Origin of the sequence: Actinocrinis puniceicyclus (genome assembly GCF_018283645.1) — a bacterium.
GTDB lineage: Bacteria > Actinomycetota > Actinomycetes > Streptomycetales > Catenulisporaceae > Actinocrinis > Actinocrinis puniceicyclus.
Window position 1 is genome coordinate 38,637 of the sequence record NZ_JAGSXH010000028.1, and the last position, 19,982, is coordinate 58,618.

Genomic DNA, 19,982 nt, shown 5'->3' on the forward strand with positions numbered 1-19,982 from the left:
GCACGGCGGATGGACAGGACGCAGTCTTGTCAACGCCATAATGGGCGACAATAGGCTGTTCAGGTGGCGCCGCGGACACTTTCAGTCACGTGACCCGCCGCGCCGGACGCCCGCGACGTGTGCTCGGGTGCCGCGCGGCCGAGTCGAGATCGATCGGCCGCGCGGCACCCGAGGTGTTCACCGTGCGGCGCGGCAGGCCACGGGCTCCGCACCGATCACGGCAGGCTCCACTGCTGGTTCGCGCCGCCCGCGCAGTCCCAGATCTGCACCTGCGTGCCGGAACCGCCCCAGCCGGTGTCGTCGAGGCACCTGCCGGACTGCGGATTCAGATACTCGCCGTTGGACTGGTGCACCCAGACCTGCGCGCAATGCCTGGTCGGATGTAGTTCTAAGGGTTTTGCTGTTCGCCCGGCGTCCGGGCTGGTGGCGTAGGTGATGGGGCGATGGGCCGCGCCCATGAGCGGGGCTGAGGTCGGGGGTATCTCCTCAGCGGCAGTCTGCGACTTGCCGTGCGGCGGGCGGCCCTGTCAGGACACGCGGTCCCGTCTTGTCAGGGCCGCCCGTTGTCCGGCACCCTGCGGGGCCGCTGAGGAGATGCACCGACCGACCCACCGACCACCCACCTACCGGCGGCCGACAAGTACGCCTGCGCCGCTACACATCTCCGAGTGCGGCAGCTGGCGCAGTCATCGTCCCGAGATTCCGTCAGGCGGGAAGCAGACCTTCGATTGCGGCAATCCGGTCCTCCACTCGCTGAGAGCGGACTGATTCTGCGAATCCTCCTACGACCTCCATGCTTGCGCGCGCTTGATCGATTTCGCCCACTTGCGCATACGCTTCCGCGAGCCATGACCAGTAAAGGGCTGATTCCCTCTCGCTCTGCTCTGGATAGCGAGATAGCACTGGCACCAACAGCGTCTCGGCCGTGGTCGGGTCGCCGAGTTCGACGGCGCAACGTGCCCGCATCGTGTCTACCTCGTCACGGGTAAGCCAGTACACCCATTCGGGTTCGTCGTCTCCCGGTGTGCGTGACTCGTATGTGTCATCGACCTTGTCGAGCGTGCGCGCTGCGAGTTCCCGTTCGCCGCTGCGGGCGGCGGCCCAGGCCACGCGTTCGAGAAGGAGTGCTCGAACGGCGGGCGGTGAGTCGTGCGCGCCTCGCTCGGCTGACCTGGCGAGCAACAGGGCACCCGACGGCTTGGCGACGTTCGCCATTTGATAGCTCAGCGAGGATAGAAGGTTGCCCGCCAACCCTCGGTTTCCTGCCTGATCGGCAGCATTGACACCGGAGAGGTAGGAGCGCTGCGCCTGCGCGTACAGCCCGGCGTCTGAGGCGACCCAACCTGCGAGCTGGGCCAACTCGCCGTATGCAGTAAGCATGCGTCGCCCAACAGTGTCGGTGTACGAAGCGTTTCTGATCAGCGCGCCGGTTTCGCGTAGTTCTCTCGTGACGACCGGCGCAAGGTTTTTCCCGGCTAGCTGGTCGTCCAGGTGCCGAAGCTCGATTACGCGGCGTTCGAGCTGGTCAGCGAGCCCAGTACCAACATGACGACCAGCGTGGACCTCGATCACTTGCGGTGGCTCGGAGACCAACCACTCATGCGCAAGTCGTAACGGATCGCTCATCGGGTCTTGAAGCTCGTCCGGGCTGACACGTAGTGCTGCCGAAAGGTGGCGAATGGAGTACGGGCGCGGTTCGCGCTTGCCGGACTCCCACCGGCTGACAGTCTCACGAGTGACAGTATCGCGACCGGACAGACGGCACAGTTCGGCGGCTAGCTCGGCCTGGCTTAATCCACGCTCTAGCCTGAGCTCTCGGATACGGTCCCCGATCGTCACCTTCTGAGTATGCCTTCTGATTGGCCACCTATCGGCCACTCCCATTGACGAAGCCGCGCGTCTGTACTTGAACTGTGACGAACAGCATCGTTCAGAGTACAGCTAGTGACCTGAGCGCTTCCGCGCTGCCGGCGGCTGCTGCGCGCGCGCAGCGTCTCACGAAGGTGCGGTTGCGGGTGTGGGGGTTCACGCGCGATGACGCGGCTCATGCGGAGATCAAGGCGCGGCGGATGCGGGGGGCGCGGTTCTGGGAGATCACGGAAGTGATCGCGACCAGCGGTGGTGTGTCTCCGATCCCGTCTCGTGATCCGATGGCAGTCAGCCAGGCTGCTGATTATGACCGGGCGTGGGCGGTGTATCTGGCGGGTTCGGATGCTGGCTGAACCGGTGATGTCGCCGGCGTCGGTGGGCGCGTCGTGTCTGGGGCTGCTTGCTGGCGGCGGGCTGTTGCTCGGGTCGGCGCGGCAGACGGACGAAGCGCGGGCGCTGGTGCCGGTGTGGGAGTTGCGCCTGGTCGAGTGCCGGTGTGAGCGGTACCGGTGTTCGGGTGTGCGGAGGGTGTGGGTGCGCCGGTTGGTCCCGATCGAGGAGGGCGACGAGGGATGCGTGTTCGGCTGATGATATGGCCGCTGGCGGCGGCGGTGGTGCTGGCTCCGGTGATGTTCGGGGCGGCGGGCTGTGCGTGTGGTGCGGGCGCTGCTGCGGCTTCCTCGAGACGCAGCCGTACCCGCCGCACGGTTCGGCGGTCGTCGATGCGAAGAACAAGCGCTACCTGCCAAGCGGCGGGATATTCCGGATCGATGGCAGTGTGAAGCGTCCCAACGGTCAAGAAGAGGTGTTCTACTTCCAATGCAAGCTCGCCTGACCTTCATTCTCGACCGGCTCAACGCGGATCTGTCCGGCGTCGGTCTCGGGAGCGTGAGCGTGGTCGACGACCCTGGTGCGGGCTGGGGCGAGGGGCTGACGGTCTTCGAGTTCCAGGGACGTCAGACCTCTGCGAACCCGCGCGAGGTAGAGGCGGCGGTAGCGCTGCTGGCCTCCACGTTCCAAGACGACGTGATCGACGAGCGCCACGGCGCGTGGCCGGAAGTCAACGGCAAACCGCTGTGGGCCTCGGCAGACTCCGGGGTCGCCTGCTGGTATCTGGACGGTAAGCCGTGGTGTGCGGTCGGGCAGCTCGCGGGCGCGCTGGCGGTCAATGCGCCGGACTCGGCTGAGTAGGCGCGCGAGCGGACCGCGCCGCAGGCTGGGCGCGCGGCGTCAACGTCACCCGGCGCGGGGCTACTCCGCAGGGAGGTCCACCCGTTTCGGGATCGAAGGTCCATGAGGTTTCCATCCTGGAGCCGATGACGGGGCCTGCGCCGCGTGGCCCGTAGGTGGGTGTCCGGGCACGTCTCCCCGAGCCTGGATGCCTGTGCGGCGTTGCCGGGCGTGGCTTCGGGTGCCTGCGGCGCGCTGCGTGCTTGGTCATCACGGCGTTGCGGGTGGCGCCGGACAGCACGCCGCTGCTGCCGAGCAGGCAGCCGGCGGTGTCGGTCATCGACGCGCCCGCGCCGGTGAACTGCTGGTACCGGGTGTTCTCGTCGACGGTCACGGTGACGCCGCCGCTGCCGGAACCGGAGGCGAACGAGAGCGGTGACTGCTGCTGAAGGCCGCGCACGACGTTGCGGCCGCCGGAGTCGTTCGTCGTGGTCAGCCAGAGGTTCACGGCTTCGCCCGCGGCGTGCGCGGGGGTGGCCAGCAGCAGGCCGCCGGCCGTGAGCGCGCCGACTGCGGCGGTGACGATCAGGCTGCGCGGACCGGCCACGCGGCCGGGCGGTAGGTTCGGTGGGGCCATGGACGCTCTCGCCTTCTGGCCGCTGCGCCGGGCGGCCCGCCAGGTGCGGGTGGGATTAGGGTTCGCTGTGTCGCGTCTCGCCCGTCGAAAGCCGTGCGGTGAACGGGCGAACCGACTTATTTCGCGTTGTGATTTAACTCGTGCGGAATAATCCCGTCAAGGGATGCCGGCTGGATAGGCGGAAAGGGGACCGATGGCCGAGCGCGTCATGCGGACCGTGCGCGACCTACGGCGGTCGAACCGCTCGCTGCTGCTGCGGCGGCTGTACTTCGACGGCCCGCTCAGCCGCCAGGACCTGATCGACACCACCACGCTGAGCGCGGCCTCGGTCAGCAACGTCGTCGGCGATCTGATCGGCGACGGGCTGGTCGCCGAGGTCGGTTCGGTCGGCTCGGAGGGCGGGCGGCCGCGCATCCTGCTTCAGGTGGACTGCCCGCGCTGGCACGCCATCGGGGTGGACGTGGGTGAGACGCGGGTCCTGGTCGAGTTGTTCACGCTCGATCTGGCGGTGCTCGCCCGCGAGGAGTACCCGCTGCCGGACGGCTGCCGCGACGTGGCTGCCGTGGTGGACCGCATCGACTCCGGGCTGCGCGGCGTGCTCGCGGCCGGCGCGGTGCGCCAGGAGACGATCATCGGAGTCGGCGTCGGGGTGCCGGGAGTCGTGGCGCATAGCCCCGAACTCGGCGCGGTCGTGCACGGGCAGACGATCGGCTGGGACGCGGTGCCCTTGGAGCGGCTGCTGCGCGAGGCCGGCGGGGTGCGCGCGCACCTGCCGCTGTACATCGACAACGGCGCGACCACGCTCGGGCAGGCGGAGATGTGGTTCGGGGCCGGCCGCGGCGCCCGGGACGCCGTCATAGCGCTGATCGGGTCCGGTGTCGGCGCGTGCGTCGTGGTGGACGGTGCGCCGTACCGGGGGACCGGACGCAGTGCGGGCGAGTGGGGGCACACGACGGTGCAGGTCGGCGGCCGCTCGTGCCGCTGCGGCGCGCGCGGCTGCCTGGAGGCGTACGTCGGCGCGGAGGCGGTGATCGAGCGCTTTCGCGAGGTCGGGCCCGCCGGCTCGCCGTCCGGGCCGCCCGCCGAGGCGAGCGAGGAGGGCGCGCTCGCGGCGATCCTGGCGGCGCAGGAGCGCGGCGAGCCGGCTGCCGCGGCGGTGCTGGAGGAGACGGCCGTTTACCTCGGTGTCGGCGTCGCGAACCTGATCAACCTGTTCAATCCGGAGCGGATAGCGCTCGGCGGCTGGGCCGGGCTGCTGCTCGGCGCGCGCCTGCTGCCGCGCGTACGTGAGGTCGCCCGCGAGTACGCGCTGCGGCACGCGTTCGCCAACGTCGAGCTGAGTCTGTGTCAGCTCGGCCCGGACGCCGTCGCCCGCGGCGCTGCGACACTGCCGGTGGCCGGTTTCCTCGCCGCGGGCAGCCGCCCGCCAAGGAATCAGAGCGCGTCCTAGCGTCCCGCGCCGGAAATCCGTCGCATGACTCTGCTCGACCTGGCTGCGCACGTCCGGTCATCCGCGCCCGGCTGGCAAGGCGCCGGAACACCCTCGCGGTGCTCAATCAACGCAGTGGGTCGTCTGTGGGCGTTTCGGCAACGCGGCCAGGCGGGATGCGGGGGCCGATTTTCACGGCGGATTTCCGGCGCAGGACACTAGCGGGCGTTCGGCAGCGGCGTCCAGACGTACGGGGTCGTGGTCGTCACGGCGTGCAAGCCGAGGCGCCGCAGGATCGGCCTGCTGTTCTCCGAGGCGTCCACCTGCACGTACTTCACGCCGTGTGCGGCCGCCACTTGCGCGCGTCGCGCCACCAGCGCGCGGTAGACGCCGCGCCGGCGCCACCGCGCGAGGGTCGAGCCGCCCCAGAAGCCTGCGAAGCCCGTGCCTTCGCGCAGCGTCAGCCAGGCGGCGCAGACCACCTGCGGTCCGGTCGGCGTCTGCGCCTCGGCGGCGAAGACCAGGAATCCGCCCGCCGCGGTGGCGATGCTTCGGGCCAGGTGGTCGGCGAGGTAGCTGCGGTCCTCGTTCCACACTTCGGTGTGCATGGCGGCGATCCGGCGCAGGTCCTCGTACTCGGTGACCTGACGTAGCGTCACGCCCGGCGGCGGCGGCGCCGGCTCGGCAGCGAGCGCCGCGGCCTCGCCGATGAGCACCGTCTCGCGTTCCTCGGGCTCGAACCCGGCTGCGGTCAGCCGGTCGATCAGGTCGTCCGGCAGGTCGTGGCCGCGGGTCTTCCACTCCACGGCCTGGCCGCGCGCCGCGAAGTAGTCGCGCTGCCGGGCGATCAGCGCGTCGAGCGCGGCGCCGCGCACGCCGGGGTCGCGGGGCGTCTCGACGAAGCCGCGGTGCTGGCCGATCGTGCGCAGCAGCGCGCCGTCCCACTCGTACTCGACTCCGGATGGCGCGGGGTCGGGGATGCGGGCGCGGGTGTTCGCGTCGTAGGCGGCGAGCAGTTCCCCGAAATCAGTCACATGCGACAGCGTAGGAGCGGCCGCAACCGGGTTTCGCCGGCCGGCGATCAGACGAACACTCGCGACGCAGTGATGACCACGGCCGCTCGGTACCGGGCGGCGAACCGTTCCGGGGTTTCAAAGAGCGCTGCGATGCGCTCGGCGTACTTGGCCAGGTAGGCGGGGTTCTTCTCGGCGCCCGGCTCGTCGCCGCTCGCCCGGGCGACGCCCTGGAGGCGCACGACGTTGCGGCCGAGGTCGCACACGTCCAGCGCGAGGCTCACCTTCGGGTTCTGCGCGATGTTGCGCAGCTTGGCCGCCTGCGGCGTGCTGTAGAGCAGGATCGTGTCGTCTTCGCGTAGCAGGAACCAGACGGGCACGGTCACCGGCTGCCCGTCCGGGCGCACCGTGGTCAGCCAGGCCATGAGATTGTGGCGCAGCCGGGCTTCGGCCCGCTCGCGGTCCGCGGCCGGTAGATATGCGGTCGACTCCACGGTGTTCGGCTCCTTCTCGCGTCGATCAGGAGCAGACGCTACCGGCAGGGTCCGACACCGCCGCTGCGGCTGCCCTCCCGCGGCTGCTCGGCCAGCCGGTCCACCAGCAGCGACAGGGCGGGCAGCGCGGTCTCGATCGCGGCGCGCTCCCGCGGATCGAGTTCGCTCAGCGCGGCGGCGATCCGCTCGCGGTGCGCGCCGTGCCAGTCCGCCAACTGCCGCCGGCCGTGCTCGCTCAGTTCCACCACCGCGACCCGCCGGTCCGCCGGATCCGTGCCGCGCTCCACCAGCCCCACGGCCATCATCTGGCTGATCAGCCCGCTGACGGTGGAGGGAGCCAGCCGCAGCCGCACGGCCAGGTCGCCGACGCGCGCGGGAGCCGACTCGGCCAGCGACTGAAGCAGTTCGACCTGCGCCATGGGCAGCGACTCCCACGGGTAGTCCGCCCGGATGCTCGCGCGCAGCACCCGGCGCAACCGCGCGACCACGTCGGTGAGTGCGTACGCGTCGGCAGGTACGTGCGGAGCGGCGGCCACGCCGCAACTCTACCCGGGGCCGCGCCGTGCTCAGCCGAAGCGGCCGGTGATGTAGTCCTCGGTGGCGCGCTGCGAGGGGTTGGCGAAGATCCGCGCGGTGTCGTCGATCTCGATCAGCTTGCCCGGCTGCCCGGTGCCGGCGATGTTGAAGAACGCGGTGCGGTCGGACACGCGGGCGGCCTGCTGCATGTTGTGCGTCACGATCACGATCGTGTACTCGGCCTTCAGTTGCGCGATCAGGTCCTCGATGGCGAGGGTGGAGATCGGGTCGAGGGCGGAGCAGGGCTCGTCCATCAGCAGCACGTCCGGGGAGACCGCGATGGCCCGCGCGATGCACAGGCGCTGCTGCTGGCCGCCGGACAGGCCCGCGCCAGGCTTGCGCAGGCGGTCCTTGACCTCCTCCCACAGGTTCGCGCCCCGCAGCGAGTGCTCCACCAGGTCGTCCATGTCGCCCTTGTGTTTCAGGCCGTTGAGGCGCAGTCCGGCGGCGACGTTCTCGTAGATGGACATGGTGGGGAAGGGGTTGGGCCGCTGGAAGACCATGCCGACCGTGCGGCGCACCGCGACCGGGTCGATCCCCTGGCCGTAGAGATCCACGTCGTCGAGCAGAACCTTGCCTTCGACCCGCGCGCCGGGGATCACCTCGTGCATGCGGTTGAGGGTGCGCAGCACCGTGGACTTGCCGCAGCCGGACGGGCCGATGAACGCGGTCACCGTGCGCGGCTCGACCGTCAGGCTGATGTCGTCGATCGCCTTGAAGCCGCCGTAGTACGCGGACATCCCGGAGACGTCGATCCGCTTGGCCATCGTGAGTTTCTTCCTTCTCGCTTCCGGAAATTTCGGTCCGCTAGTCGGCGATGTCGAACACGTAACCCAGGCCGCGCACCGTGCGCATCCTGGCGTAGGCGTCCGGGTCGACCTCCAGGTGCCGGCGCAGCCGCCGGATGTGGACGTCGAGCGTCTTGTTGCGATCGGGGTAATCCTCGCCCCACACCGCGTCCAGCAGCTGCCTGCGGGTGAGCAGCCGGCCGGCGTTCTGCATCAGCACGGCCAGCAGCTCGAACTCCTTGGGAGCCATGTGCACGCCGCGCCCGGCGATCCGCACCGCCATCCCGTCGAGGTTCAGCTCGACCGAGCCGACGGTCAGCAGGCGCAGCCGGCCCAGGGTCTGCGGCGCCACGGCGACATATGCGGCGTGAGTGCTGTGCGCCGATGGGGAGGGACGCGTCGTGCCAGTGGTCATCAGGCCCGCCCGGGCTTTTTCCACCAGGCCAGCAGCCTCGCGGCGAGATTCAGGATCATGATGATCAGGATCAGGGTCAGCGCCCCGGCCCAGGCCCGGTCGATCGCGGGCTGGTACGGCTGCGTGGCCTCGTTGTAGATGAAGAACGGCAGCGAGCCCTGCGCGCCGCTGAACGGGTTCTGGTTGATCGAGGAGGTGAACCCGACCACCAGCAGCACCGGCGCGGTCTCGCCCATGATGCGCGCGACACCCAGCATGACGCCGGTGACGATGCCCGGCAGCGCGGTGGGCACGACCACCCGAAGCACGGTGCGCCACTTCGGCACGCCCAGCGCGTAGGACGCCTCGCGCAGCGCGTGCGGCACCAGCTTGAGCATCTCCTCGCTGGATCGGATCACCAGCGGCAGCATCAGGATCATCAGCGCCAGCGACCCGGCGAACCCGGAGTCCTTGAATCCGAACGCCAGGATCCACAGCGACAGGATGAACAGGCCGGCCACGATCGAGGGCAGACCCATCATCACGTCCACGATGAAGGTCACCGAGCGCGCCAGCCAGCCGCTTCCGTACTCCACCAGGTAGATCGCGACCATCACGCCGATCGGCACCGCGATCAGCGCGGCGAGCCCGGCCTGCTCCAGCGTGCCGAGGATCGCGTGGTAGGCGCCGCCACCCGGGTCCGATTCGGCGATGTTACGCATCGAGTGGTAAAGGAAGTTGCCGCCGAAGCCCCTCGCCCCGTTGCTGATCACCAGCACCAGGATCGAGGCCAGCGGCAGCACCGCCAGCAGGAAGGCCGCCGCCACCGAGCCGCTCGCGGCCAGGTTGGTCAGCCGGCGCCGCGGCGCGACCGAGCTGAGCGAACGCGTTGCGAAGCCGGGGTCCTGGTGCGCGTCGCGCGGGTTGATCGCGTGGTGGTGGTACACGTCGACCGGGCTGGCCACCGGAGCCGCGGCGCCGGCGGCGCTCTGGTCGGCGTCGGTGCCGGCCGCCATGCCGTCGTCGCTGATGACGCCGCGTCGCGCGATCCACCGGGCCAGGTAGTTGACCAGCAGTGTCATCACGAACAGCACCAGGCCGGAGGCGATCAGCGCGCCGCGGCCGACGTCGAAGGCGTTCTTGAACTGGATCGCGATGTTCGCCGCGATGGTGTTGCCGCCCGGCTCCAGGAAGTGCGTGAAGAACGTGCCGGTCTGCGAGAGCACCATCGCCACCGCGATCGTCTCGCCCAGCGCCCGGCCGAAACCGAGCACGATCGCGCTGATCACGCCGGAGCGGCCGTAGGGCAGCACCGCCAGGCGGATCATCTCCCACTTGGTGGCGCCCAGCGCGTAGGCGGCCTCCATGTTCTCGCGCGGGGTCTGCAGGAACACCTCGCGGGAGATCGCGGCCACGATCGGCAGGATCATGATCGCCAGCACGATGCCGGCCGCGAACACGGATCGCGGCGCGGGCGCGCCGTCGTAGTGGAAGATCGGGATCCAGCCGAGCACGGCGGAGACGATCCGGGAGACCCCGCCCATGTGCGGGACCAGGAAGATGATGCCCCACAGGCCGTAGACCACCGAGGGCACCGCCGCCAGCAGGTCCACCACGTACCCGAGCACCTGCGCGAGCCGGCGCGGGGCGTACTGGCTGATGAACAGGGCCGCGCCCACCGCGATCGGGGCGCCGATCGCCAGCGCGAACAGCGAGGTGACCAGGGTTCCCCAGGCCACCAGCGCGACGCCCCACACCGAGGGGTCGTCGTCCGGGTTCCACTCGAACGCGGCCAGGAAGTTCACCGAGTCCGCGCTGATCGCGTGGATGGCCTGGCTGATCAGGAACGCCACGATCGCGCCCATCAGCACCAGCAGGAACAGCGCGCTGCCGCGCGCGCCCCCGGCGAAAAGGCCGTCGCCGCGCCGGGAACGGCCGGTCAGTGCGGCGGCCGGGCCGCGCCGGAAACGTCCTGGACCGGAGGGGCGGGCCGTGCTCGAAACTTGCTCCGGGGCGCTCAGGTCGGCCCGGTCCGGACCGGGGCCGCTCGGGCCGGAGGTGTCGGTAACGGCCGGACGCTCGCCGCTCATCGTTCTCCTGACAGATACGGGCGTGGGGGATGCAACGACGCCGGGGCCCGCGCGCGCGGTCCGGCTCACGGACCGTGTGCCCACCGGTCACCGCCGGCGGGCACACGGTCAGCGGCTTACTTGATCGAGTCGATCAGGGTCTTGACCTGGGACTGGATGTTGGTCGGCAGCTGCACGTAACCCGCACCCGGCAGTTCGGTCTGCGCGGTGGTGCTCACACCGTAGTCCAGGAAGCTCTTGATGAGCGCCAGCTGCGAGGAGTTGTTGCCCGAGCCGCAGGCGATCTCGTAGGTGACCAGCACCGCCGGGTAGGCGCTGGGGTCCGAGTACGAGTAGTCGAACGCCAGCTGCATGCCGTTGTCGTTCTGGTTGACCTTCGCCTTGGCGATGAACGCGGAGGCGTTCGCGGTGGTCGCCTCGACGAACTGGCCCTGGGCGTTGCCGACCTTCGCGGTCTGCAGGCTGTTGGCGGTGGCGTAGGAGATCTCGTCGTAGGCGATGCCGCCCGAGGTGGTCTTGACCGCCTGGGCCACGCCCGCCGAGCCGTTCTCACCCTGGCCGCCGGAGCCCGGCCACGCCTTGTTGGCCTTCGCCGGGAAGTCCGCGGCGTCGGTCTGGTTCAGGTAGTTCGAGAAGTTGTACGAGGTGCCGGACTTGTCCGCGCGGTGGAACGTGGTGATCTTCGTGCTCGGCAGCGAGACGCCCGGGTTGTCCTTGGTGATCGCCGGGTCGTTCCAGGTGGTGATCTTGCCGTTGAAGATCTTCGCCAGCGTCTGCGCGGAGAGGTTCAGCGGGCTGGTCACGCCGGAGACGTTGTAGATCACCGCGATCGCGCCGGGAACCAGCGGGATGTCGATCGCGTTGTTGCCCGAGCCGCAGCGCGCGTCGGCCTTGGGCACGTCGGTGGTCGCCATCGGGAAGTCGGAGCCGGCGAAGTCCACCTGGTTCTGCTGGAACGAGGTCAGACCCGCGCCCGAGCCGCTCGGGTTGTAGTTGATCGTCGCGCCCGAGCACGCGCCCTGGTAGTCCTTGGTCCACTTGTCGATCGCGTTCTTCTGCGCGCTCGATCCGGCCAGGGTCAGGGTGCCGCTGGCGCAGGAGATGCCCGAAGCCGAGGAGGCCGAAGAGGAGCCGGAGGCGGCTGCCGAGGAGCCGCTCGCCGTCGGGCTGTTGTTGTTGGAACCGCACGCGGCGAGCGTGGCGGTGGCGATGAGCCCGGCGCCGGCGACGGCGACGTACCGCTGGAGCTTCACGGGGAAGTCCCTTCCGTTCGAGCCGGATCCGCGCCCCGCGAACCGGGGCCGGCCTCCGGCCGGTCATGAGCCTGTTTCGTGCTGACGACTGCGAACGTAAAGAGCCGAAGTGAATCGATGAGCCGGGGAAGGTGAACGCCGGGTATACAGTGCGGGACTTTTGGGAGGACTCCCCGGGCGTCCGGTTTGGGCGGGTTATACGTGCTCTGGCCTGCGGGAAGATCGCAGTCGGCACGGTCGGTTGCGAAGGTGTTCACCGAAACGTCACCCGTCCTGGCACAGTGTCCCACGCTCCCGGCCGCGCCGCCGAGCGTCGGGGCCAAGCCGCGGAGCGTGGTCACTCCTCGTGCTCCCCGGCCGCGCCGCGCGGGACCGCGAACTCGGTCAGCAGCGCGTTGCCGGGCAGCAGCCGCGACCAGGCGCCCTCGACCCGGAACAGCGCGACGCCCGAGGTCGGGTACTTGTCCAGGATGCGTTCCAGCGGCTCGCCGGAGTCCTCGTGGGCCAGGGCTACCGCGAGGCTCTGCATGCCGGGGTTGTGACCGACCAGGACCAGGCCGCGCACCCGCGGCGGCGTCTCGCGCAGCACGGTCAGCAGCGTGGCCGCCGTGGCGGCGTAGACGCGGCCGTCGTAGACCGGCTGTGGCGGGGCGTCGAGCTCACCGGCGACCAACTCCCAGGTCTCGCGGGTGCGACGGGCGGGCGAGCACACGACACGGTCGAGTGTGAAGCCGTCGAGCCGCAGTGCGGTCTCGCGCAGCCACCTGCCGACGGCGGGGGCGTCGCGGCGGCCTCGATCGGCCAGCGGGCGCAGCCGGTCCTCGACCTGAGGCCAAGCGGCCTTCGCGTGACGCATGATGAGCAGGTGCCTCGTGGTGACGGGTTCGGTCACCAGTCCAGCTTGGCAGAGTGCGTGCTTTGGTGCATGCGCGACGGTTCGCGACCGCCCGCTCAGGCCCGCGGTCATACCCGCCCGGGGTACCGTCTCATACCCTCCGGGGGTATCATCGAGACAGGGAGCGGCGCGGACGCGGCGGCAGTGAGGCGACCATGAGCACGACGGACACGACGGACACGACGGACATGGCGGGCGCGACACGGGCGCAGGACCCGGTCGTCAGCTTGCGCACGGACCTGGACATCGGCGGGATGACCTGCGCCTCCTGCGCCGCGCGCGTCGAACGCAAGTTGAACAAGCTCGACGGCGTCACCGCGAGCGTCAACTACGCCACCGAGCAGGCCAGCGTCCAGTACCCCGCCACGCTGAGCGAGCAGGACCTGATCGCAGTCGTCGAGGCGGCCGGGTACACGGCGGCGGTGCCCGAGCCGCTCGTCGGACTCGCCGGGCCCGGCGACGAGGACGCCGCTGCGGGCCAGGATGCCGCGGGCGCGGCGCCGGACACGCGGGACACGGCGGCCGATCCCGCCGCCGCGCTGCTCCAGCGCCTGGTCATCTCGGCGGTGCTGGCGCTGCCGGTGCTGCTGATGGCCATGATTCCGGCATTGCAGCTGCGCAACTGGCAGTGGCTGTCGCTGACCCTCGCCGCGCCGGTCGTGATCTGGGGCGGCTGGCCGTTCCACCGCGCCGCGTACACGAACCTGCGGCACGGCGCGGCCACGATGGACACGCTGATCTCGCTCGGCACGCTCGCCGCCTTCGGCTGGTCGCTCTACGCGCTGTTCTTCGGCGACGCCGGCCACGAGGGCATGCGAATGCCGTTCGAGTTGGTCGCCAGTGGCTCGGGAACCGGCGCGATCTACCTCGAGGTGGCCTCGGCGGTGGTGGTCTTCATCCTCACCGGGCGGTACTTCGAGGCGCGCGCGAAGCGCAGGTCCGGCGCGGCTCTCAGGGCACTGCTGCACCTCGGCGCGAAGGACGTGGCGGTGTTGCGCGACGGGCGCGAGACGCGCGTGCCCATCGGCCGGCTCGCGCTCGGGGACCTGTTCGTCGTGCGCCCGGGGGAGAAGGTGGCGACCGACGGCGAGGTCGTCGAGGGACGCTGCGCGATCGATGCCAGCCTGCTGACAGGGGAGTCGGTCCCGGTGCAGGTCGGTCCGGGCGACGCGGTGACCGGCGCGACCGTCAACGCGGGCGGGCGGATCGTGGTGCGCGCGACGCGGATCGGCGCGCAGACGCAGTTGGCGCAGATCGCCCAGCTGGTGGTGCAGGCGCAGACCGGGAAGGCCGCGGTGCAGCGGCTGGCGGACCGGGTCTCAGCGGTCTTCGTCCCGGTCGTCGTCGTGCTGGCGGTGGCGACGCTGATCGGCTGGCTGGCCGCCGGAGAGGGCACCGCCCGCGCCTTCACGGCCGCGGTCGCCGTGCTCATCATCGCCTGCCCGTGCGCGCTCGGGCTCGCGACGCCCACCGCGCTGCTGGTCGGAACCGGGCGCGGCGCGCAACTCGGCATTCTGATCAAGGGCCCGCAGGTGCTGGAGTCCACCCGCCGGGTCGACACGATCGTGCTGGACAAGACCGGGACGGTGACCACCGGCGCGATGACGCTGCTGCGGACCGTCCCGGCGGCGGGAGAGCGGGAGGAGCTCATCCTCCGGTACGCCGGAGCCGTCGAATCAGCCTCCGAGCATCCGATCGCGGGCGCGGTGGCGAAGGCCGCGGCCGAACGGCTCGGCGACCTGCCCGCGGTACAGCGGTTCCGCAACACCGACGGTCTCGGCGTGCAAGGGGTCGTCGACGGGCGCGAGGTCGTGGTGGGGCGGCCGCGGATGCTGGCCGAGGAGGGCATCGCCGTTCCCGCGGAACTGGAGCAGGCGCACGCGGCCGCCGAGCAGCAGGGCGCGACCGCCGTCGCGGTGGCCTGGGACGGCCGGGCCCGGGCGGTCCTCGTGGTCGGCGACGTGGTCAAACCCGGGTCGGCGCAGGCGATAGCCCGGCTGCGCGACCTCGGGCTCACGCCGATGCTGCTGACCGGCGACAACGCTCGCGCGGCGCGCCGTATCGCCGAGCAGGTGGGTATCGCGCCCGGGGACGTGTTCGCCGAGGTGCTGCCCGTCGAGAAGGTCGAGCAGGTCAAGCGGTTGCAGGCGGCGGGCAAGGTGGTGGCGATGGTCGGCGACGGGGTGAACGACGCGGCGGCGCTCGCGCAGGCGGATCTCGGCCTGGCGATGGGCACCGGCGCGGACGCGGCGATCGAGGCGGCGGATCTGACGCTGGTGGGCGGGGATCCGCGCGCGCTGGCCGACGCGATCCGGCTCTCGCGGCGCACTCTGGCCACCATCAAGGGCAACCTGTTCTGGGCGTTCGCCTACAACGTCGCGGCGCTCCCGCTGGCGGCGGCCGGTCTTCTCAACCCCCTGATCGCCGGCGCGGCCATGGCCGGCTCGTCGCTGTTCGTGGTCTCCAACAGCCTGCGCCTGCGCCGGTTCAGCTGACCGGCGCACGGGTCGCCGGGGAGCGGGGGCCGATGAGCAACGTGTGCGCCTGTAAGTAAGGTGTCTGTAAGTAAGGGCCGGAGTAATGCGCGTAAGGGGCCTGCGAGCGAGGGGCCTGGCAGCGGCCGGGGGCCGGGGTCAGCCCTCGCGCAGTTCCTGCGCCACCGCGGCGGCGAACGCGTCGATGTCGGCCTCGGTCGTGTCGAAGGCCGCCATCCAGCGCGCCTCGCCGGTCTGCTCGTTCCACGTGTAGAACCGGAAACGCTTCTGCAGCCGCGCGGTGGCGTCCCGCGGCAGGATCACGAAGACCGCGTTCGACTCGACCTGCTGCGTGATCTGCACGCCCGCTAGCCCGCGTACCGCGTCGGCGAGGCGCCGGGCCATGGCGTTCGCGTGCGCCGCGTTGCGCAGCCACAGGTCGCCGCCGAGCAGCGCCTCGAACTGCACCGAGACGAAGCGCATCTTCGAGGCCAGCTGCATCGCCGCCTTGCGCAGGAAGAGCATGCCGCGCACGGCGTCCGGGTTGAGCACCACGACCGCCTCGCCCAGCAGCATCCCGTTCTTCGTGCCGCCGAAGGACAGCACGTCGACGCCCGCCTCCGTGGTGAACGCGCGCAGCGGCAGGCCGAGCGTCGCGGCGGCGTTCGCCAGCCGCGCCCCGTCCACGTGGACCTTCATTCCGTGGCCGTGCGCCAGTTCGCAGATCGCCGCGATCTGCTCCGGCGTGTAACAGGTGCCCAGTTCGGTGGTCTGCGCGATCGAGACGACCCGGGGCTGGGCCCGGTGCTCGTCGCCCCAGCCCCAGGCGTGCCGGGCGATCAGCTCCGGTGTCAGCTTTCCGTCCGGCGCGGGAAGTGTCAGTAGCTTGAGACCGGCGACCTTCTCCGGGGCGCCGCACTCGTCCACGTTGATGTGCGCCGTCTCCGCGCAGATCACCGACTCCCAGCGCTCCGTCATCGCCTGGAGTCCCACGACGTTCGCACCGGTGCCGTTGAAGACCGGATACGCCGTCGCCTGCTCGCCGAAGTGCCCGCGGAACACCTCCTGCAGGTGCTCGGTGTACGCGTCCTCGCCGTAACTGACCTGGTGGCCGCCGTTGGCGACGGCGAGCGCGGCGAGGATCTCGGGGTGCACGCCGGCGTAGTTGTCGCTGGCGAAGCCCCGGGACTGCGGGTCGTGGCGTCGTGGGACGGTCATGTCGGTGCGCTCACTGCTCCTGGTTTCGTGCGCCGCCGCGTGTCGTCGCGCGGCGGACTCGGCATACCACCATAGGCACCATAGGTCAGCGTGTCGTCTGCCCGGTGATCCCCTTCGTGGAGGCCACCACGCCGCGCAGCTTCTTCTCCAGTGCCTCGTAGAACATGCTGAGCGGGAACTCGTCCGGCAGCACCTTGTCCACCAGTGCCCTGGGCGGACCGTCCAGCGGCAGCGCCTCCACCCACGGCCTGCTGAGCCCGAGCGCCCACGCCGACGCCGGGTTCGGCGTCACATATTCGGCCACCAGCTCGTATGCGGCGATCCAGTGCGCGGTCTTCGGGCGGTCGATGCCGTCGCGGTAGAGCTTCTCGACCCGCTCGCACAGCGCGACCACCGCCGCGGCCACCCGCGGCCAGTCGATGGTCAGCCGGTTGTCCGTCCAGCGCAGCACGTCGTTCTTGTGCAGGTACGCGAACAGCAGCTGGCCGCCGAGCCCGTCGTAGTTGCGCACCCGGTTGCCGGTGATCGGGAAGCGGAACAGCCGGTCGAACAGGATCGCGTGCTGCACCGCGCGCGCCTGCGGCAGACCCTCGCCTTCCAGGCGGACCGCCTCGCGGAACGCGTTCAGGTCACAGCGCAACTCCTCCAGCGAGTACAGCCAGTACGGCATCCGCTGCTTGATCATGAACGGGTCGAACGGCAGGTCGCCGTGGCTGTGCGTGCGGTCGTGGATCAGATCCCACAGCACGAACGCGTCCTGCGCGTGCTGCTGCGAGTCGATCAGCGCGGCGGCCTCGGCGGGAAGTTCGAGCCGCACGGTCTCGGCGGCGGCCTTCGTCACGGCCCGGAACCGGGCGCACTCGCGGTCGCAGAAGATCGCGCCCCAGGTGAAGACGGGCACCTCGCGCATCGCGACGGTTTCCGGGAAGAGCACGGCCGAGTTCGTGTCGTATCCGGCGGTGAACGCGGTGAACGCGACCGGCACGAACATCGGGTTGTCATAGCGGGTCCGTTCCAGCTCGGCCAGCCAGTCCGGCCACACCACGCGCAGCAGCACGGCCTCGATGTTGCGGTCCGGGTTGCCGTTCTGGGTGTACATCGGGAACACCACGAGGTGTTCCAGCCCGTCGACGCGCTGGCGTTCGGGCCGGAAGGCGAGCAGCGAGTCGAGGAAGTCCGGCACGCCGAAGCCGCCGTCCGCCCACCGCTTGAAGTCCGCGCGCACGGCGGTGTGGTACTCGGCGTCGTGCGGGAACAGGGGAGCGAGAGCTTCGAGGGAGTCGAGCAGCGCGCCCACGGCGGCGCGGGCGTCGGCGAGGTCGTGGGCTGCCGCGTCGATCGAGCCGTCCTTGGATTGCAGCGGCCGGATCTCCTCGACGGCCGCGACGAGCCGCTGCCACGCCGGATGCCGCTGCGCCCCCGACTCGGCTGGCCGTCCGGCCGGGTGGTCGAGGATCACACCTATCTCCGTCATCAGCCCGCTCCGTCGGAAGAATTTACGCTGTTTACGCTTGATTCGTGGAAGAATTCTCGCCGACGCGGCGTATGAACGCAAGACCTGAGCATGCGAGGGGGTTGTCACGTGCTGCCGCGGACCCCATGCCAAGGGGTGATGGACGCCGGGCGGCCGACCGCGGCGGCCGGTCTTCCGGGGCGGCTAGGCGGTGTTGGGGAATGTATCAAGGCAACGATTCGACCGCCGCTTTGTCGGATTCGCCCCTTGAGGCATTCCCCAACACTGCCTAATGCGCGACGGTGGTCCCGTGGAAAGCGCTCGGCACCAGCCAGTGTCCGCCGAGCAGCATGGAGCCCAGCGCGACGATCACGAACACGAACACCCACAGGCCCGCCGGCAGCCTCGTCAGCTTGCCGAGCTGGTCCGCGTCCGAATTCGGGGCGCGGCCGCCGCGGCGCTGCCACTGCAGCTCGAAGACCGGGCGCACGCCGCCGAGCAGCAGGAACCACACCGCCAGATACGCGAACGCGGCCTGCACCTTCGCATCGGCGAACCAGGACACGACGAAGGCCAGCGCGCCGGTGGCCAGCACCGCGAGCAGGCCGTAGAAGTTGCGCAGCATCAGCAGCATGAGCGCCAGCAACCCGACACAGACCCACAGCAGCGCCGTGACATGACCGCGGCCCAGCAGCGCCGCGCCCGCGAGGCCGAACAGCGACGGCGCGACGTAACCGGCCAGCGCGGTCAGCACCATGCCGAAACCATAAGGCTTCCCATATGACACGGTGACGCCGGATGTGTCCGCATGTAAGCGTATTCCGCTGAGCCGCCGCCCGGTGAGCAGCGCGGCGAGCGCGTGACCGCCTTCGTGCGCGATGGTGACGGCGTTGCGCGCGACCCGCCACGCGGGCCGATACGCGACGGTGGCCAACGCGACGGTGGCGGCGGTCAACACCAGCCACCGCGGCGTCGTCGGCTGCGCGGCGGTGACCTCACGCCACAGTTCGCTGAGACTCGACACGGCCATGTCGGCAAGGATGCTAGATCCGGTGTGGTCCGGTCCAGCCTCCGCCGCGCACCGCGTAGTAGATCGGCGGTTCGGAGAACCCGGCGAGTACGAACACTTCCAACTCGTCCGTGTCGGCATGGTAACCGGTGGTCACCGCCGCTCCCGGCGGAAGACCGGCGCCGCCGGGCACCAGGCCCACCGACCACGAGCCGTCCGGTTCCTGTGCGTACTGGCGCAGCCGGCCGTCGTCGTCGACGAGGAACACCAGCAACTGCCGCCCGCCGTCGCGGTAGCCGGTGGCCAGCGCGGACGGCGCGTGCAGTCCCGCGCCCGGCAGCACGCCGGCGTCCCAGCCGAAACGCTCCCGGCGGAACGAACAAAGCCGGCCGTGCACATCCACGGTGAACAGGACCAACCCGCTTCCACCGCCGGGATAGCCGGTGGCCAGCGGCGCGCCCGGCGGCAGTTCGAACTCCTGCAAAAGGCGCGCGTCCGGCGCTTCGACACGCCACCCGGCGTCGCCGGTCTCGACGACCGCCTGCAACCGACCGGCGCGGTCGATGCCGAACAAGGCCAGCCGGGAGCGTTCGTCCAGATAGCCGGTGGACACGTTCGACCCGTGCGGCAGCGGCGGGTCCAGCGGAACCCGGCGCGAGTACCAGCGGCCGTCGTCGGTGCCCTGGAAGACCAGCGGCTCGCCGCTGCGTCCGACCACGAACACGTCCAGTACCGATCCGCCGCTCTGGTAACCGGTGGCGATACACGCGCCCGGTGGGATGCCGACCGCGTCGGGGACCACGTCGGCCTGCCAGGTGCGTCCCTCGGGCGTCACGTACACGCGCAGCATGCCGTCCCGGTCGACGGCGAACACGTCGAGTTGCGCGCCGCGCGCCTGATAGCCGGTCATCAGCGCGCCGGGAGGGTGCAGGTCGGTGCCGAACGGCAGCCCGTCCGCCTGGGGCAGGGCGACGGCCGTCCATGCGCCGCCATCCTGGACCGCGCAGCGCAGCACCCCACCGGAGTCGATGTGGAATACGTGCAGACGGTTCGGCGCGCGGCTCAACCCGGCCGCAAGCTGCCCTCCGACACGGCCCACGAGTGGACCCCTCCCTCCCCGGATTCGTGCACTTCGCCGTGTCTCCATGGTGGGTCATCGAGGGCTTCGACGGCGCGGTTTCGCAGAGATTTCATGGTGCGGGTGCGGGTGCGGGTGCGGG

Annotated in this window: 21 protein-coding genes and 1 pseudogene; 6 read left to right on the plus strand and 16 right to left on the minus strand. The window is 70.5% G+C overall.

Annotation, left to right across the window (positions count from 1 at the left end):
* Positions 1-215: 215 nt before the first annotated feature.
* Both KGA66_RS10715 and KGA66_RS10720 read right to left on the minus strand, forming a co-directional pair.
* On the minus strand, positions 216-458 hold the full coding sequence (locus KGA66_RS10715; protein WP_211467298.1) for a ricin-type beta-trefoil lectin domain protein: 243 nt from the start codon (positions 456-458) through the stop codon (positions 216-218).
* Between the two features lie 247 nt (positions 459-705).
* Positions 706-1,839, minus strand: a complete 1,134-nt coding sequence (locus KGA66_RS10720) for a helix-turn-helix domain-containing protein (RefSeq protein ID WP_211467300.1) — start codon at positions 1,837-1,839, stop codon at positions 706-708.
* A gap of 74 nt (positions 1,840-1,913) precedes the next feature.
* On the opposite strand from KGA66_RS10720, the gene KGA66_RS10725 reads away from it, so the two are divergent.
* From KGA66_RS10725 to KGA66_RS10740, 4 genes are read left to right on the plus strand one after another with little or no spacing between them, the layout of a single operon-like run.
* Entirely contained in the window at positions 1,914-2,222 is a 309-nt protein-coding gene (locus tag KGA66_RS10725) for a hypothetical protein (protein WP_211467302.1), read from the plus strand.
* A 7-nt stretch (positions 2,223-2,229) separates the two neighbouring features.
* Complete coding sequence (locus tag KGA66_RS10730) at positions 2,230-2,457, plus strand: hypothetical protein (protein ID WP_211467304.1); 228 nt, start codon at positions 2,230-2,232, stop codon at positions 2,455-2,457.
* Between the two features lie 4 nt (positions 2,458-2,461).
* Positions 2,462-2,704 (plus strand): hypothetical protein, encoded by a 243-nt coding sequence (locus KGA66_RS10735; RefSeq protein WP_211467306.1) that lies wholly within the window; start codon positions 2,462-2,464, stop codon positions 2,702-2,704.
* Positions 2,689-3,060: a hypothetical protein gene (locus tag KGA66_RS10740; RefSeq protein ID WP_211467307.1), complete on the plus strand. Its 372-nt coding sequence runs from the start codon at positions 2,689-2,691 to the stop codon at positions 3,058-3,060. The genes KGA66_RS10735 and KGA66_RS10740 overlap by 16 nt, the downstream gene beginning before the upstream one ends.
* Here KGA66_RS10740 and KGA66_RS32450 read toward each other — a convergent pair.
* On the minus strand, positions 3,035-3,676 hold the full coding sequence (locus KGA66_RS32450; RefSeq protein ID WP_211467309.1) for a hypothetical protein: 642 nt from the start codon (positions 3,674-3,676) through the stop codon (positions 3,035-3,037). The genes KGA66_RS10740 and KGA66_RS32450 overlap by 26 nt on opposite strands.
* A 193-nt stretch (positions 3,677-3,869) precedes the next feature.
* On the opposite strand from KGA66_RS32450, the gene KGA66_RS10750 reads away from it, so the two are divergent.
* Complete coding sequence (locus KGA66_RS10750; RefSeq protein WP_211467311.1) at positions 3,870-5,126, plus strand: ROK family transcriptional regulator; 1,257 nt, start codon at positions 3,870-3,872, stop codon at positions 5,124-5,126.
* A 197-nt stretch (positions 5,127-5,323) separates the two neighbouring features.
* Here the strand turns inward: KGA66_RS10750 and KGA66_RS10755 are convergent, their stop codons facing one another.
* From KGA66_RS10755 to KGA66_RS10790, 9 genes and pseudogenes are all read right to left on the minus strand, one after another.
* Entirely contained in the window at positions 5,324-6,139 is an 816-nt protein-coding gene (locus KGA66_RS10755; RefSeq protein WP_211467313.1) for a GNAT family N-acetyltransferase, read from the minus strand.
* Between the two features lie 47 nt (positions 6,140-6,186).
* Positions 6,187-6,612, minus strand: a complete 426-nt coding sequence (locus tag KGA66_RS10760; RefSeq protein WP_211467315.1) for a TIGR03667 family PPOX class F420-dependent oxidoreductase — start codon at positions 6,610-6,612, stop codon at positions 6,187-6,189.
* A gap of 38 nt (positions 6,613-6,650) precedes the next feature.
* Positions 6,651-7,148, minus strand: a complete 498-nt coding sequence (locus tag KGA66_RS10765) for a MarR family winged helix-turn-helix transcriptional regulator (RefSeq protein WP_312886852.1) — start codon at positions 7,146-7,148, stop codon at positions 6,651-6,653.
* Between the two features lie 30 nt (positions 7,149-7,178).
* A complete protein-coding gene (pstB, locus tag KGA66_RS10770; protein ID WP_211467317.1) occupies positions 7,179-7,955 on the minus strand; it encodes a phosphate ABC transporter ATP-binding protein PstB in 777 nt (258 codons plus the stop codon).
* Between the two features lie 40 nt (positions 7,956-7,995).
* The gene (locus KGA66_RS10775; protein WP_211467319.1) at positions 7,996-8,391 is read right to left on the minus strand and encodes a winged helix-turn-helix domain-containing protein; all 396 of its coding nucleotides are present in this window, start codon (positions 8,389-8,391) and stop codon (positions 7,996-7,998) included.
* On the minus strand, positions 8,391-9,386 hold the full coding sequence (pstA, locus tag KGA66_RS32455; protein ID WP_438822032.1) for a phosphate ABC transporter permease PstA: 996 nt from the start codon (positions 9,384-9,386) through the stop codon (positions 8,391-8,393). Before pstA ends, KGA66_RS10775 begins: the two co-directional genes overlap by 1 nt.
* Positions 9,387-9,407: 21 nt before the next feature.
* A pseudogene (gene pstC / locus KGA66_RS32460) lies at positions 9,408-10,460 on the minus strand (phosphate ABC transporter permease subunit PstC); the annotation flags it as partial.
* 116 nt (positions 10,461-10,576) lie between these two features.
* Entirely contained in the window at positions 10,577-11,713 is a 1,137-nt protein-coding gene (gene pstS, locus KGA66_RS10785) for a phosphate ABC transporter substrate-binding protein PstS (protein WP_312886853.1), read from the minus strand.
* A 337-nt stretch (positions 11,714-12,050) separates the two neighbouring features.
* On the minus strand, positions 12,051-12,605 hold the full coding sequence (locus KGA66_RS10790) for a SixA phosphatase family protein (RefSeq protein WP_211467323.1): 555 nt from the start codon (positions 12,603-12,605) through the stop codon (positions 12,051-12,053).
* 158 nt (positions 12,606-12,763) lie between these two features.
* Here KGA66_RS10790 and KGA66_RS10795 point away from each other — a divergent pair, with 158 nt between their 5' ends.
* Positions 12,764-15,103, plus strand: a complete 2,340-nt coding sequence (locus KGA66_RS10795; RefSeq protein ID WP_246507428.1) for a heavy metal translocating P-type ATPase — start codon at positions 12,764-12,766, stop codon at positions 15,101-15,103.
* 138 nt (positions 15,104-15,241) lie between these two features.
* On the opposite strand, the gene KGA66_RS10800 is transcribed toward KGA66_RS10795, so the two are convergent.
* The 4 genes from KGA66_RS10800 to KGA66_RS10815 all read right to left on the minus strand — a co-directional run bounded on the left by KGA66_RS10800 (position 15,242) and on the right by KGA66_RS10815 (position 19,861).
* Positions 15,242-16,300: a threonine aldolase family protein gene (locus KGA66_RS10800; RefSeq protein ID WP_211467325.1), complete on the minus strand. Its 1,059-nt coding sequence runs from the start codon at positions 16,298-16,300 to the stop codon at positions 15,242-15,244.
* An 85-nt stretch (positions 16,301-16,385) separates the two neighbouring features.
* The gene (locus tag KGA66_RS10805) at positions 16,386-17,774 is read right to left on the minus strand and encodes a DUF6421 family protein (protein WP_211467327.1); all 1,389 of its coding nucleotides are present in this window, start codon (positions 17,772-17,774) and stop codon (positions 16,386-16,388) included.
* Between the two features lie 268 nt (positions 17,775-18,042).
* A complete protein-coding gene (locus KGA66_RS10810; RefSeq protein ID WP_246507430.1) occupies positions 18,043-18,783 on the minus strand; it encodes a M50 family metallopeptidase in 741 nt (246 codons plus the stop codon).
* 13 nt (positions 18,784-18,796) lie between these two features.
* On the minus strand, positions 18,797-19,861 hold the full coding sequence (locus KGA66_RS10815; RefSeq protein ID WP_211467329.1) for a BP39L family lectin: 1,065 nt from the start codon (positions 19,859-19,861) through the stop codon (positions 18,797-18,799).
* Between the last annotated feature and the right edge of the window lie 121 nt (positions 19,862-19,982).